Genomic DNA, 14,858 nt, shown 5'->3' with positions numbered 1-14,858 from the left:
GCACCCACATCTCGACGACGCGGGGGTCCGTATCCGTGACAGCACCGTCAGCGCAACCGCCGTACGGCACACCTGATCCCCGGGTGCCCTCGGGGGCGCCCGGCGCGGGGATCGCCGTCCACGGCCTGAGCAAGGCGTTCGGCGACCACGCGGCCGTGTCGAATCTGTGGTTCACGGTTCCGCCCGGGTCGATCACAGGTTTCCTCGGTCCCAACGGATCGGGTAAGACCACCACACTCGGCATGATGCTCGGTCTCATCCGGCCGAGTGCCGGCAACGCCGTCGTCGACGGCGTGCCGTTCACGGCCCTGCAGCAGCCGGCGCAGGTCGTCGGTGCCGTGCTGGACGCGCGCAGCGCCCACCCCAAGCACCGGGCGCTGACGCACCTGCAGATCTACTGCGCCGCGATCGGTGTGCCCGACGAGCGGGCGCAGCAGATGCTCGACCTCGTCGGCCTCGGATCGGTCGCGCGACGCCGCATCGGCGAGTTCTCCCTCGGCATGCGGCAGCGACTCGCCCTGGCGACGGCGCTGCTCGGGCAACCGCGTTATCTGGTGCTCGACGAACCGGCGAACGGACTCGACCCGGAGGGCATGGCCTGGCTGCGTGACTTCCTCCGCGTCTTCGCCGGCAACGGTGGGACCGTGCTGATCTCGAGTCACATCCTGCGGGAGGTCGAGCAGATGGCCGATCGTCTCGTGGTCATCGCGAACGGGCACCTGGTCGCGGAGACCTCGATGACGGACCTGCGCGACACCTACCGCTCGCGGGTGTTCGTCGCGTCCTCCGACCCGGCCCGCCTCGCGACGGCGCTCGCCGCAGCGGGGCACACCGATGCCCAGGTGCAGCAGGACGGACGGCTCGCGGTGGTCGGTGCTGCTCCCGACCGCATCGCCGAGATCGCCGGAACCGCGGAGGTGACATTGTTCGGCACGAGTGTCGAGCACGTGGATCTCGAGCAGGTGTACCTGGCGATGACGGCGGGTCGCTACGCGGCTGCTCCGGTTGCGCAGTACCCGGGGCACAGACCCCACCGACCCCAGGCCCAGCAGTACCCGCAGGCCCAGCAGTACCCGCAGTCGCAGTGGGGACAGCCGAACCGACCGCCGACCGGACAAGGAGGCCCCACCGCATGACCGCGCTTCTCACCGCCGAGTTCCGCAAGGTCCTGAGCCTGCGCTACTGGTGGATCCTCGGCATCGCACCGCTGATGGTGGGCCTGTTCTGCGGCGCGCTGACACTGCCGGTCGCGCGGCAACTCGAATACGGCTTCGGCGACGGTGTCGCCGAAGCCGTCGCCGCCGCGGTCGGCATCTCCCTCGCCCTGTCGCTGGTCTTCCTGTTCGCCGCGATCTTCGGCGCGGTGGCGACCGGCAGCGAGTTCGCGCACCGCACGATCATGACGACCTTCCTCACCACGAGGGGCCGCGATCGGGTCGTCGGTGTGAAGCTCGCGACCGTTGCCGTGATCGGATTGCTGTACTGCATCGTCACGGAACTCGCGGCGGCCGCGACGCTCGTGCTGTTCGGAGGCGGCTTCGAGGGCGCCGACCTCGGATCGGTCGTCCAGGTGCTGGGCATCGGCCTGTTCTGCGCGCTGATGTGGTCGCTCATCGGAGCCGGGCTCGGCCTGCTCACACGGTCCACGACGGGCAGTGTGCTCGCGATCTGCGCATGGGTGCCGTTCGGTGAACTGATCGTCTCGCTCGTCCTGCACGGTCTCGGTCTCGGGGCACTCGCGTCGTACCTGCCGGCACAGGCCACCTGGTACGTGCTGTTCTCGGCGGTGTCGATGCCCGAGGACGTGACGCTGGAGATGACGTGGCCGCTGGCACCGCTGGTCCTGGTCTTCTGGACCGTGATGCTGGGCGGTCTCGGCTGGTGGCGGACCCGAACCGCCGACATCGTCTGACGCACCTCCCTACGCAGCGACCGTCTGCGACCGGCTCCGACCCGGTCTGTCGTCGCGCGGCGCTAATGTCGGTTCGATGGCACACGACCCGATTCCGCGCACACCGGGATGGATTTCCCGGCTCGTCGCCGAATGCCTGAAACACCGCAGAACAGCCGTGGGGGCGCTGGCCGTCACCGTGGTCGCCGCCCTGATCGACATCACCTTTCCGCTGCTGACGAAAGTCGCGGTCGACAGCGCGACCGGACAGGGCGAGGTGCCCGCCGACGACCTGCGTCTGATCGGTCTCGCCGCGGGGGCGATCGCGGCCGGCGCGGTGATCCGGTTCGGCTGCCAGTACGGGCGGCGCATGCTCGCCGGACGCCTGTCGCTCGACGTGCAGCACGACCTGCGGTTGCGTCTGCTCGGCTCGCTCCAACGTCTCGACGGCCACGGTCAGGACCGCATCCGCACCGGTCAGGTGGTTTCGCGGTCCATCACCGACCTGCAGCTCGTCCAGGGTCTGCTCGCGATGGTGCCGATGTCGGCGGGAGCGCTGCTGCAGTTCGTGCTCGCGCTGGTGATCATGATGTCGCTCTCGCCCCTGCTCACGCTGGTCGCGGTGGTCACGGTCCCGATCATCGGCGGCCTCGTCCGGGTGGTGCGCCCGAAGCTGTTCGCCGCGACGTGGTCGGCGCAGCAGCGCGCGGCCGATCTCGCCCAGCACGTCGAGGAGACCGTCACCGGGGTGCGGGTCGTGAAGGGATTCGGCCAGGAGTCCCGCGCCGTCGACCAGCTCGAGGAGCACGGTCGCCGGTTGTACGCGGAGCGTCTGCGCGCGGCCCGGATCAATGCGTGGTTCTCGGCACCGCTGGGTGCCATCCCGCAGTTCGGGCTCGTCGCCACGATCGCGCTCGGCGGCTGGCTCGCCCTCGACGGTGGGATCACCGTGGGTACCTTCGTGGCGTTCACCGCCTATGTGGCGACGATGACGGCGACGACCCGCACGCTGTCGCAGGTCGTGATCATGGCGCAGTTGTCCCGCGCCGCCGTGGAGCGGGTGTACGAGGTGATCGACACCGAACCCGACGTCGCCGATCCCCCGCATCCCGTCGCGCTGCCCGACGGTCCGCTCGGGGTGCACCTGAAGGATGTGACGTTCGGTTTCGACGACGACCGGGACGTGCTGCGCGGGCTCGACCTGGAGATCGCACCCGGCGAGACCGTCGCGATCGTCGGTCCGGCGGGCTCGGGCAAGACCGTTCTCTCGCTGCTGCTCCCCCGTTTCTACGCGCCACGCCACGGGTCGGTGTGCCTGACCGCCGACGGGCACGACATCGACGTCGCCACGCTCCGCGCCGACGACCTGCGCGGTGCGGTCGGTCTCGTCTTCGACGAGCCGTTCCTGTTCTCCGACTCGGTCGCGTCCAACATCGCGCTCGGCCGGCCCGACGCGTCGGACGACGAGATCCGGGCCGCTGCGGCAGCGGCGCGCGCCGACGACTTCGTCGACGCGCTGCCCGAGGGCTACGACACCCTCGTCGGCGAACGCGGCCTGACGCTCTCCGGTGGGCAGCGACAGCGCGTCGCGCTGGCACGGGCCCTGCTCGTCGATCCGCGGGTGCTGATCCTCGACGACGCCACCTCCGCGGTCGACGCCGAGACGGAGGCCGCGATCTACGGCGCGCTGCGGGCCGGCCGGCGACGCACGACGCTCGTGCTCGCCCATCGGCGATCGACGCTCGCGCTCGCAGACCGGGTCGCCGTGCTCGACGACGGGCGCATCGTCGACATCGGGACGGTCGACGAACTCGACGAACGCAGTCCCGCCTTCCGGCGTCTGCTCTCGACCGACGAGGACGTCGTGCCGGATGCGGAGCGTCCGGTGGCGGCCGGCGAGTTGTGGCCGGAGGGCCACGAGGACGAGCCGTCCGGCGCCGTCGTCGACACGGCGGCCCCCGGTGGTGGTCGCGGCGGACCGGGGGGCGGCGGTGGTCGCGGCGGACCGATGCCGGGGGCGCTCGGCGCGGTGGCCCCGACACCGGAACTGCGCGCCGCGGTCGCGGCTCTCCCCCCCGCCACCGAGACCCCCGGGAGTGATCCGGCCCTGCAGTCCGACTCCCTGCGCCTGCCCGACCCGCAGTTCCGGTTGTGGACGACGCTGCGCCCGGTGCGTGCCCTGCTCGCGCTCGTCGTGCTGTGCCTGGCGGTGGAGTCGCTGACGAGCATCGCGTTCCCGTCGCTCGTGCGGTTCGCCGTCGACCGCGGGGTGACCCCGGGCGAGCCGTCGCGGTTGTGGCAGGCGACCGCCGCGGGTGTGGTCCTCGCGCTGCTCGGCTGGATCGCGGTCGCGATCCTCACCGTGCTCACCGCGCGCGCGGGCGAGCGGGTGCTGTTCGGGCTGCGCGTGCGCTCGTATGCACACCTGCAGCGACTCGGACTCGACTATTACGAACGCGAACTGTCGGGCCGGATCATGACCCGGATGACGACCGATGTGGACGCGTTGTCGCAGTTCATCCAGACCGGCCTGTCCACCGCGGTGGTGGCGGTGCTGACGCTCACCGGCATCTCGGTCGCGTTGATCGCGACCGATCTGTCCCTGGCCCTGGTGGTGCTGGCGGTGCTGCCCGTCCTGGTGGTCGCGACCTTGTGGTTCCGGAAGATCTCCGGGACGGCATACGCGCAGTCCCGCGAACGCATATCCGTGGTGAACGCGGATTTCCAGGAGAACGTCACGGGTCTGCGCGCCGCGCAGGCCTACCGCCGGGAGGAGACCGCCGCCCGTCGTTTCGCCGAGCGCGCGGAGGCCTATCGGCGCAGCCGCCTGCGCTCGCAACGGGCGATCTCGCTGTACTTCCCGTTCATCACCTTCCTGTCCGACCTCGCGCTCGCCGCGGTCGTCTTCGTCGGGGCGCGCGAGGTGGCGTCGGGTGCGGTCGGCCCGGGTGTGCTGATCGCGTTCGTGCTGTACCTGAACCTGCTGTTCGCACCCATCCAGCAGTTGTCGCAGGTCTTCGACGGCTACCAGCAGGCGAGGGTGGGTCTGCACCGGATCGGCGACCTCCTGCGGACCGAGAGTTCGCTCGAGTCGGCGCAGGAGGGCACGGTGGCCGTCACCGGGCACCTCCGCGGCGACGTCCACCTGAGGGAGGTCGGTTTCCGGTACCGCGAGGCCGAACGCGAAGCCCTGAGCGGGGTGGACCTGAGGATCCCGGCCGGGTCGACGGTCGCTCTGGTGGGCCGGACCGGCGCCGGGAAGTCGACGGTCGTCAAGTTGCTCGCGCGGTTCTACGACCCCACTTCGGGCTCGGTGCAGGTGGACGAGACCGATCTGCGCCGGTACCGCCTGCGCGACTATCGCGGCCGGCTCGGCGTCGTTCCGCAGGAGGCGCACCTGTTCACGGGCACGGTGGCGACCAACATCGCGTACGGCCGGCCCGACGCATCACGCGAGGAGATCGAGGCTGCCGCGCGGGCCGTCGGGGCGCTCGACATGGTCGCGGGGCTCTCCGGCGGCATGAATCATCCGGTGGGTGAGCGCGGGCAGGGTCTGTCGGCGGGCCAGCGGCAACTCATCGCGCTCGCGCGCGCAGAACTGGTGGACCCCGACCTGCTGCTGCTCGACGAGGCCACCGCGACCCTCGATCCCGCCACCGAGAAGGCGGTGCTCGAGGCGGGTGCGCGGGTGGCGCGTTCGCGAACGGCCGTAGTGGTGGCGCACCGTCTCGCGACCGCCGCTCGCGCCGATCTCGTGGTCGTCATCGACGACGGCCGTATCGTCGAGTGCGGGCCCCACGACGAACTGCGCCGAGCGGGAGGTCTGTACACCACTTTGTGGCAACTCGCTACCGGTGGTCTCGTTCCGGAGGAGCCCGAGGCCTTGCTCACATCTGCGACGGAAGGATCGAACATGAGATCGTCCTCACGTTTGTAACGGGGTGCGCGCTGCGCCGATGCACCTTTGAGGGAATAATCGGCTCTCGAGAACCGTCATCGATGGAGACCCCATCGCACCAGATTGTGAGCTAGCCCACCGACATGAGCGGTCAGTTCGGATCGTCACATGCCACGGGCTAGCCTCATATTCACAGGCGCTCCGATCGGGTACCGAAGAAAGAAACGAGGCGAACAACTGCCGTGAGCAGCAGCTCTACATCACAGTTCGGACAGAACCAGTGGTTGGTTGACGAGATGTACCAGCGCTTCCAGGACGACCCTTCGTCCGTGGACGCGAGTTGGCACGAATTTCTGACCGACTATTCGCCGGAAGCTGCGGTGGCCGGAGGTACCAACGGCTCCGACACCGCCACGACCGAGAAGCCCGCGCCGAGCACCGCATCTGCGCCGAGTTCCTCCGCTTCGGCCCCCACCGAGCCCGCACCGAAGGCCCCTGCCGCGCCGGCAACGAAGGCCCCCGCCGCGCCGGCGAAGCCCGCACCGAAGGCCGAGACCAAGCCTGCAACCCAGCCGAAGGCCCAGGCCGCGCCGGCGAAGCCGGCCCCGAAGCCGGCAGCCGCCCCGTCGGCCCCGGCCGCCGAGGAGAAGAAGGTTCTGCGCGGCGCCGCTGCTGCCGTTGCGAAGAACATGAACGCCTCGCTGTCGATCCCGACGGCCACCAGTGTTCGCGCGGTCCCCGCGAAGTTGATGTTCGACAACCGCATCGTCATCAACAACCATCTCGCCCGCACCCGGGGCGGCAAGGTCTCGTTCACCCACATCCTCGGTTACGCGATCGTCCAGGCGGTCAAGGCGTTCCCGAACATGAACAACCACTTCGCCGAGATCGACGGCAAGCCGAACCTGGTCGTGCCGCAGCACACCAACCTCGGTCTCGCCATCGACCTGCCGGGCAAGAACGGCCAGCGTTCGCTCGTGGTGGCCGCCATCAAGAACTGCGAGACGATGAACTTCGCGCAGTTCTATTCGGCCTACGAGGACATCGTGCGCCGCGCCCGCGACGGCAAGCTCACCGGCGACGACTTCTCGGGTGTCACGATCTCGCTGACCAACCCGGGCGGCATCGGCACCGTGCACTCGGTTCCGCGTCTGATGCAGGGCCAGGGCGCGATCATCGGCGCCGGTGCGATGGAGTACCCCGCCGAGTTCCAGGGCGCGTCCGACGAGCGGATCGCCGAGATGGGGATCGGCAAGCTGCTGACGCTCACCTCCACCTACGACCACCGCGTGATCCAGGGCGCGGAGTCGGGTGAGTTCCTGAAGAAGATCCACGAGCTGCTCATCAGCGACGACTTCTACGACGGCGTCTTCCACACCCTGCACATCCCCTACGAGCCGGTCCGCTGGCGCAAGGACGTGCCGGAAGGCCTCGTCGACAAGCACACCCGTGTGCTCGAGCTCATCGCCGCCTACCGCAGCCGCGGCCACCTCATGGCCGACACCGATCCGTTGCAGTTCGTGCGCGACAAGTTCCGCTCGCATCCCGACCTCGATGTCACGACCCACGACCTGACACTGTGGGATCTCGATCGCGAGTTCAACGTCGGCGGCTTCCACGGCCGCCAGAAGATGAAGCTGCGCGACGTGCTGTCGGTGCTGCGCGACGCGTACTGCCGCCACGTCGGTGTCGAGTACACCCACATCCTCGAGCCCGAGCAGCAGCAGTGGCTGCAGGAGCGCGTCGAAGCGCACCACGTCAAGCCGACGGTCGCCCAGCAGAAGTACATCCTGAGCCGCCTCAACGCCGCCGAGGCGTTCGAGACGTTCCTGCAGACCAAGTACGTCGGTCAGAAGCGCTTCTCGCTCGAGGGAGCCGAGTCGGTCATCCCGATGATGGACGCGATCATCGACCAGGCCGCCGAGCACACGCTCGACGAGGTCGCCATCGCGATGCCGCACCGTGGCCGCCTGAACGTGCTCGCCAACATCGTCGGCAAGCCGTACTCGCAGATCTTCTCCGAGTTCGAGGGCAACCTGAACCCGGCCGCAGCTCACGGTTCCGGCGACGTGAAGTACCACCTCGGCGCCGAGGGCACCTACATCCAGATGTTCGGCGACAACGACATCAAGGTCTCGCTCACCGCGAACCCCTCGCACCTCGAGGCGGTCAACCCGGTGCTCGAGGGCCTCGTCCGCGCCAAGCAGGACATCCTCGACAAGGGCGAGGACGGCTTCACCGTCCTGCCGCTGCTGCTGCACGGCGACGCTGCGTTCGCCGGTCAGGGTGTCGTGGCGGAGACCCTCAACCTCGCACTGCTGCGCGGCTACCGCACCGGCGGCACCGTGCACATCGTCGTCAACAACCAGGTCGGCTTCACCACCGCGCCGGAGCACTCGCGTTCGTCCGAGTACTGCACCGACGTGGCGAAGATGATCGGTGCGCCGATCTTCCACGTCAACGGCGACGATCCCGAGGCCTGCGTGTGGGTCGCGAAGCTCGCCGTGGACTTCCGCGAGAAGTTCCACAAGGACGTCGTCATCGACATGATCTGCTACCGCCGTCGCGGTCACAACGAGGGCGACGACCCGTCGATGACCCAGCCCGCGATGTACGACGTGATCGACACCAAGCGCAGCGTCCGCAAGAGCTACACCGAGGCACTGATCGGCCGCGGCGACATCTCGCTCAAGGAAGCGGAAGACGCCCTGCGCGACTACCAGGGACAGCTCGAACGCGTCTTCAACGAAGTCCGCGAACTCGAGAAGTACCAGCCGGAGCCGTCGGAGTCGGTCGAGCTCGACCAGACCCCGCCCAAGCGTCTCGACACCTCCGTCGACCGTTCGGTGCTCGAGCGGATCGGCGACGCCTTCGCCGAGGCACCCGAGGGCTTCACCGTCCACCCGCGCGTCAAGCCGGTGCTCGAGAAGCGTCGCGAGATGTCGCGCAACGGCAAGATCGACTGGGCGTTCGCCGAGTTGCTCGCGTTCGGTTCGCTGGCCGAGGAAGGCGCCCTGGTGCGTCTGGCCGGTCAGGACTCGCGTCGCGGCACGTTCACGCAGCGCCACTCGGTCATCATCGACCGCAAGACCGGCGACGAGTACAGCCCGCTGGCTTCGCTGGCCACCCAGGCCGGCAACGGCGGTCGCTTCATGGTCTACGACTCGGCGCTGACCGAGTTCGCGGGTCTGGGCTTCGAGTACGGCTACTCGGTGGGCAACCCCGACGCGCTCGTGCTGTGGGAGGCGCAGTTCGGCGACTTCGTCAACGGTGCGCAGTCCATCATCGACGAGTTCATCTCGTCCGGTGAGGCCAAGTGGGGGCAGCTCTCCGACGTCGTGCTGCTGCTGCCGCACGGCCACGAGGGCCAGGGTCCCGACCACACCTCGGGTCGCATCGAGCGCTGGTTGCAGCTGTGCGCCGAGGGCTCGATGACGGTCGCGGTTCCGTCGACCCCGGCGAGCTACTTCCACCTGCTGCGTCGTCACCACCTCGACGGCATCCGGCGCCCGCTGGTGGTGTTCACGCCGAAGTCGATGCTGCGCAACAAGGCCGCGGTCAGCAACGTCGAGGACTTCACGCAGGGCAAGTTCCGTTCGCTGCTCGAAGAGGTTCCCTACGAGGAGGGCACGGCCGACCGGTCGAAGGCCACCCGCGTGCTGCTGACCTCCGGCAAGATCTACTGGGAACTGCTGGCGAAGAAGCAGAAGGAAGGTCGTGACGACGTCGCGATCGTGCGCATCGAGCAGCTGTACCCGGTGCCGCGTCGTCGCATCGCCGAGACCCTCGAGCAGTACCCGAACGCGTCCGAGTTCTTCTGGGTGCAGGAGGAGCCGGCGAACCAGGGTGCGTGGCCGTTCCTCGGCCTCGCCCTGCCGGAACTGCTGCCCGAGAAGCTCAGCGGGATCAAGCGCGTGTCGCGTCGTGCGATGTCGGCACCGTCGTCCGGTTCGAGCAAGGTCCACGCTGTCGAGCAGCAGGAGATCCTCGAGAAGGCCTTCGGTCGCTAGAAGCCCCGTTTCGGACCCTTCGGGACCGTGACGGTTCTCATGTGAGCCGGGTCGATTCGTCCCCCTTCAGGGGCGATCGACCCGGCTCACGCCTTTTCCGGGGTGTTTCGGCCCGGACGTGACGGGCACCCTTCCGGAGACCCCCGATCGCGTCCTGTGAGGAGCTACCGATGGCGAACCGGACCGTGGCCGACTACCTGTTGCACCGCCTGCGCGAATGGGGGGTGGACCACGTCTTCGGCTATCCCGGGGACGGCATCAACGGGATTCTCGCCGCCTGGACCCGCACCGGCAACGATCCGGTCTTCGTGCAGTCGCGGCACGAGGAGATGAGTGCCTTCGAGGCGGTCGGCTACGCGAAGTTCACGGGCAGGCCCGGGGTGTGCATGGCGACCTCCGGCCCCGGTGCGATCCATCTGCTCAACGGCCTCTACGACGCGAAACTCGACCACGTGCCGGTGGTGGCGATCGTGGGCCAGACCGACCGCTCGGCGATGGGCGGGTCGTACCAGCAGGAAGTGGACCTGCACACGCTGTACAAGGATGTGGCGTCGGCCTTCGTGGAGACCGTGACGGTGCCCGAGCAGTTGCCCAACGTCCTCGACCGGGCGATGCGCACCGCCATCGCGTACCGCACGCCGACGGCGGTGATCATCCACGGCGACGTGCAGGAACTCGACTACGCCCCGCCCGGCCACGAGTTCAAGATGGTGCCGTCGAGCGTCGGTTTCGACCGGCCCCGCGTCGCGCCGGACGACGACGCGATCGCACGTGCCGCCGACGTACTCAACGCGGGGAACAAGGTCGCGATGCTCGTCGGCAGCGGTGCTCGCGGCGCCCGGGCGCAACTCGAGCAGGTCGCGGATCTGCTCGGCGCGGGGGTGGCGAAGGCCCTGCTGGGCAAGGACGTGCTGCCCGACGACCTGCCGTGGGCCACCGGATCGATCGGGCTGCTGGGAACCCGCCCCACCCACGAGATGATGACGGAGTGCGACACCCTGCTCATCGTCGGCTCGAGTCTCCCCTACAGCCAGTTCCTTCCGGAATACGAGCAGGCACGCAGCGTGCAGATCGACATCGACGCGCGCATGATCGGGATGCGCTATCCGAACGAGGTCAACCTCGTTGCCGATGCCGCGGCGGCGCTCGACGCGCTCATCCCCCTGCTGCAGCGCAAACAGGACCGTTCGTGGCGCGAGCGCATCGAGCAGAACGTGCAGCGCTGGTGGCAGATCATGGGGCAGCAGGCCGAGGTGGAGACGGAGTTCGTCAACCCGCTGCGGATGTTCGCCGAGGCCTCACCGCGGCTGCCCGACAACGCGATCGTCACCGCCGATTCGGGTTCGGCTGCCAACTGGTATGCGCGCCAACTGCGGTTCCGCGGCGACATGCGCGGTTCGCTGTCGGGCACCCTCGCGACGATGGGACCGGCCGTGCCGTACGGAATCGGCGCGAAGTTCGGGCACCCCGACCGTCCGGTGATCGCCTTCGCCGGCGACGGCGCGATGCAGATGAACGGCATGGCCGAACTGATCACCATCCAGCGGTACCGGCAGCAGTGGGCGGATCCGCGGCTCGTCGTCGCGATCATCCACAACAATGATCTCAACCAGGTGACCTGGGAAATGCGCGCGATGGGCGGGGCACCGAAATTCGCGGAGTCCCAGTCGCTTCCGGACGTCGACTACGCCGCCTTCGCGCGCAGCCTCGGGCTGGGCGGCGAAACCGTGAAGTCCTCGGACGAGATGGGCCCGGCCTGGGATCGCGCCCTGGCTGCGGATCGTCCGACGGTGCTCGACGTGTACACCGATCCGGACATGCCGCCGATCCCGCCGCACGCGACGTGGGAACAGTTCACCGACGTCGCCAAGGCCGTCCTGTCCGGTGACGAGAACCGTTGGGGATTCGTGAAACAGGGCGTCAAGACGAAGCTGCAGGAGTACCTTCCCGGGCACGACCGCTGAGATCGCCCCCGGCGTGATCCTGGAGCGAATGTGCCGCCAGGGCCACGCCGGACAGCGCAGCGATGGCCAGCTCGACGAACTCGTCGCGGGTGAGTTCGGGGTCGCGCAGCCACGCGATGGTCGTGTCCTCGACGAAGGCCACCCACCCACGGACCGCGAGTCGCACGGCAGGGGCCGGTTCGATCCCGATGGCGGGCAGGTGCGCGACGGTCCGCTCGACCATCGCCGTGCGGGTGTCCTCGAACGCCGCGCGCATGTCGGGATCGCCGCTGGTGGCGCCGCGCAGGATCGACACGTACATGTCGCGGCGCCGGGTGACGTAGTCGACGTACGCGACGAGCGTGCCCCGCAGCATCTCGACGGGTTCGAGGTCCTCGTCCGGCGCGGTGTACTCGACGAGGTCCCGGCCGACACACCGCACGAGTTCGACGTGAAAGTCGTGCTTCGAGGCGAAGTAGTGGAACAGCAGGCCCTTCGAGACCCCGGCCCGGTCGGCGACCTCCTCCACGGAGATCTGCTCGAGCGGCCGCTCGGCGAGCAACTCGAGCCCCTGTCCGATCAGCTGGGCCCGGCGTTGCGCGGGACCGAGGCGGGTCCGGCGGGGTTGGGGACTGTCTTCTGCCACGCCCCCCATGCAAACACCGTTATTGAATTATGGTCAACAAGTGTTGACCAGGTCACTGGAACGCTCTAGCCTCAAGTACATGAGTCTTCCGGTTACAGATACCGTCGCCGACGCGAAGATCCGTCAGGTCGACACGCTGATCATCGGCAGCGGGTTCGCCGGGCTCGGTGCGGCCATCCGACTGTCGCAGGCAGGCAAGGACTTCCTCGTACTCGAACGCGCGTCCGAGGTCGGCGGCACCTGGCGCGACAACACCTACCCCGGCGCCGCGTGCGACGTGCCGTCGAATCTCTACTCCTACTCCTTCGCCCTCAACCCGGGCTGGACGCGCTCGTTCTCGCCGCAACCGGAGATCCAGGAGTACATCCGCTCCGTCGCCGACCGGTACGATGTCCGGCGCCGCACCGTCTTCGGATGCGACGTGCAGTCGGCCCGCTGGAACACCGCGACGCACCGCTGGGACGTGTCCACCACACGCGGGCGGTACAGCGCCAAGGTCATGATCTCCGCGGTGGGCGCACTGTGCGAGCCGTCGCTGCCCGACATCGAGGGCATCGCCGGCTTCGAAGGCGAGATCTTCCATTCGGCCCGGTGGAACCACGACGCCGATCTCGCCGGCAAGCGGGTCGCTGTCATCGGCACCGGAGCCTCCGCCATCCAGATCGTGCCGGCCATCGCGGGCACCGTCGGACACCTCGACGTCTACCAGCGCACGGCACCGTGGATCCTTCCCCGCTTCGACCGCGAGTACACCGCGCCCGAGCGATTCGCCTTCCGGTACATCCCCGGCTTCCAGCGCCTCTCGCGTGCCTTGCAGTACACCGCCCGTGAGACCCAGGTCGTGGGCCTGGCCAAGGCACAGGCCTTCATGAAGCCGCTCGAACTCGCCGCGCGCCTCCAGGTCCGCCGGCAGATCCGCGACAAGGAACTGCGACGGAAGGTCACGCCGAACTACGGCATCGGCTGCAAGCGCATGCTGATCTCGAACAACTACTATCCCGCGCTCGACCGGCCGAACGTCGACCTCGTCACCGACGGCATCGCCCGCGTCACCCCGCGCGGCATCGTCACGAAAGACGGCACCGAACGCGAGGTCGATGCGATCGTCGTCGCGACCGGCTTCCACGTCACCGATTCCCCGACCTTCGCCGGTATCTTCGGCAAGGACGGCCGTTCACTGGCCGAGGTCTTCGACGAGACCGGCATGCAGGGGTACAAGGGCAGCTCGGTCGCCGGTTTCCCCAACCTGTTCTTCCTCGTCGGCCCGAACACCGGACTCGGCCACACCTCGATGGTGTACATGATCGAGTCGCAGCTCGGCTATGTCGTCGACGCGATCCGCACGATCGACCGCAATCGCATCGGCACGGTCGAGGTCCGCGAGGACGTGCAGTACGAGTACAACCGCGAGCTGCAGCGCGCGATGCGCTCGAGTGTGTGGAACAACGGCGGGTGTGCGAGCTGGTATCTCGACAAGCACGGCAACAACACCACGCTGTGGCCGGGATTCACCTTCGAATTCCGTCGCATCACAAGGCGATTCGACCTCGACGCGTACCGCAGCGTGGCCGGGTCGGATCTCCCCGTCGTCACCGACCGTCCCGCGCAGGAGCGCACGTCCCGAGAGGCAGCAGTTCGATGAGTGATGTCGCAGGCCGGGTCGTGGTCGTCACGGGAGCGGGTTCCGGGATCGGGCGGGCCCTCGTGCTCGCCCTCGCCGCCGAGGGCGCCCGACTGGCGATCTCGGACGTCGACACCGCCGGACTCGAGGAGACCGCCCGTCGCGCACGGGATCTCGGCGCCGAGGTGAAGGCCGACCATCTCGACGTCACCCAGCGGGAGAAGGTCCTCGAGTACGCCGAGCAGGTCGCCGCCCACTTCGGTGCGGTCCACCAGGTGTACAACAACGCGGGCATCGCCTATCACGGCGACCTCGAGCGCACCGAGTTCAAGGACATCGAGCGCGTGATGGACGTCGACTTCTGGGGAGTCGTCAACGGCACCAAGGCTTTCCTGCCGTACCTCATCGCGTCCGGTGACGGCCACCTGATCAACGTCTCGAGCCTGTTCGGCCTGCTGAGCATCCCGGGCCAGGCGGCATACAACTCGGCGAAGTTCGCGGTGCGCGGCTTCACGGAGGCGGTGCGGCAGGAGATGCTCGTCGCCCGGCATCCCGTGCAGGTCACGTGCGTGCATCCCGGTGGCATCAAGACCGCGATCGCGCGCAACGCCGCCGTCCCGGACGGCGACGACCAGGCGACCTTCGCGGAGTTCTTCGACCGCAAGCTCGCGCGCACGACCCCCGAGGACGCGGCGAAGACCATCCTCGCCGGTGTGCGGAAGAACAAGGCCCGCGTACTCGTCGGCGCCGACGCGAAGCTGCTCGACGCCTTCGTCCGTGTGGCCGGACCGGCCTATCAGCGTGTCGTCGCCACCGTGACCTCCCGGGTCGTGCCGAAGGGATAGGCTG

8 protein-coding genes are annotated in these 14,858 nt (G+C 68.6%); 7 read left to right on the top strand and 1 reads right to left on the bottom strand.

The window, feature by feature from the left end:
* Positions 1–35 precede the first annotated feature (35 nt).
* The 5 genes from PV766_RS10660 to PV766_RS10640 all read left to right on the top strand — a co-directional run bounded on the left by PV766_RS10660 (position 36) and on the right by PV766_RS10640 (position 11,763).
* The gene (locus tag PV766_RS10660) at positions 36–1,136 is read left to right on the top strand and encodes an ABC transporter ATP-binding protein (protein ID WP_421096997.1); all 1,101 of its coding nucleotides are present in this window, start codon (positions 36–38) and stop codon (positions 1,134–1,136) included.
* Positions 1,133–1,912: an ABC transporter permease gene (locus tag PV766_RS10655; RefSeq protein WP_421096996.1), complete on the top strand. Its 780-nt coding sequence runs from the start codon at positions 1,133–1,135 to the stop codon at positions 1,910–1,912. The genes PV766_RS10660 and PV766_RS10655 overlap by 4 nt, the downstream gene beginning before the upstream one ends.
* Before the next feature lie 76 nt (positions 1,913–1,988).
* Entirely contained in the window at positions 1,989–5,828 is a 3,840-nt protein-coding gene (locus PV766_RS10650) for an ABC transporter ATP-binding protein (RefSeq protein WP_421096995.1), read from the top strand.
* A 203-nt stretch (positions 5,829–6,031) separates the two neighbouring features.
* Positions 6,032–9,799, top strand: coding sequence for a multifunctional oxoglutarate decarboxylase/oxoglutarate dehydrogenase thiamine pyrophosphate-binding subunit/dihydrolipoyllysine-residue succinyltransferase subunit (locus PV766_RS10645; protein ID WP_421096994.1), 3,768 nt, complete (start codon positions 6,032–6,034; stop codon positions 9,797–9,799).
* A gap of 170 nt (positions 9,800–9,969) precedes the next feature.
* A complete protein-coding gene (locus PV766_RS10640; RefSeq protein WP_421096993.1) occupies positions 9,970–11,763 on the top strand; it encodes a thiamine pyrophosphate-requiring protein in 1,794 nt (597 codons plus the stop codon).
* Here PV766_RS10640 and PV766_RS10635 read toward each other — a convergent pair.
* Positions 11,720–12,397 carry a TetR/AcrR family transcriptional regulator gene (locus PV766_RS10635; protein WP_421096992.1) on the bottom strand — a complete coding sequence of 226 codons (678 nt, stop codon included), beginning with the start codon at positions 12,395–12,397 and terminating at the stop codon, positions 11,720–11,722. The two genes, PV766_RS10640 and PV766_RS10635, sit on opposite strands and share 44 nt — an antisense overlap.
* A gap of 70 nt (positions 12,398–12,467) precedes the next feature.
* Here PV766_RS10635 and PV766_RS10630 point away from each other — a divergent pair, with 70 nt between their 5' ends.
* Both PV766_RS10630 and PV766_RS10625 read left to right on the top strand, forming a co-directional pair.
* Positions 12,468–14,030 (top strand): flavin-containing monooxygenase, encoded by a 1,563-nt coding sequence (locus PV766_RS10630; RefSeq protein WP_421096991.1) that lies wholly within the window; start codon positions 12,468–12,470, stop codon positions 14,028–14,030.
* Positions 14,027–14,854 (top strand): SDR family NAD(P)-dependent oxidoreductase, encoded by an 828-nt coding sequence (locus PV766_RS10625; protein WP_064064408.1) that lies wholly within the window; start codon positions 14,027–14,029, stop codon positions 14,852–14,854. The genes PV766_RS10630 and PV766_RS10625 overlap by 4 nt, the downstream gene beginning before the upstream one ends.
* Positions 14,855–14,858: the final 4 nt, after the last annotated feature.

This window comes from Rhodococcus sp. As11 (assembly GCF_048957735.1).
Taxonomy (GTDB): domain Bacteria; phylum Actinomycetota; class Actinomycetes; order Mycobacteriales; family Mycobacteriaceae; genus Rhodococcus; species Rhodococcus gordoniae.
The sequence above is the reverse complement of the archived record's forward strand: the minus strand, read 5'-3'. Positions and strand labels throughout refer to the sequence as shown.

What these genes read in the sequence shown, in the direction of transcription:
- PV766_RS10655 (WP_421096996.1), top strand. Translation starts at nt 1,133, where the DNA reads ATGACCGCGCTTCTCACCGCCGAGTTCCGCAAGGTCCTGAGCCTGCGC.
- PV766_RS10650 (WP_421096995.1), top strand. Translation starts at nt 1,989, where the DNA reads ATGGCACACGACCCGATTCCGCGCACACCGGGATGGATTTCCCGGCTC.
- PV766_RS10640 (WP_421096993.1), top strand. Translation starts at nt 9,970, where the DNA reads ATGGCGAACCGGACCGTGGCCGACTACCTGTTGCACCGCCTGCGCGAA.
- PV766_RS10635 (WP_421096992.1), bottom strand. Translation starts at nt 12,397, where the DNA reads ATGGGGGGCGTGGCAGAAGACAGTCCCCAACCCCGCCGGACCCGCCTC.
- PV766_RS10630 (WP_421096991.1), top strand. Translation starts at nt 12,468, where the DNA reads ATGAGTCTTCCGGTTACAGATACCGTCGCCGACGCGAAGATCCGTCAG.
- PV766_RS10625 (WP_064064408.1), top strand. Translation starts at nt 14,027, where the DNA reads ATGAGTGATGTCGCAGGCCGGGTCGTGGTCGTCACGGGAGCGGGTTCC.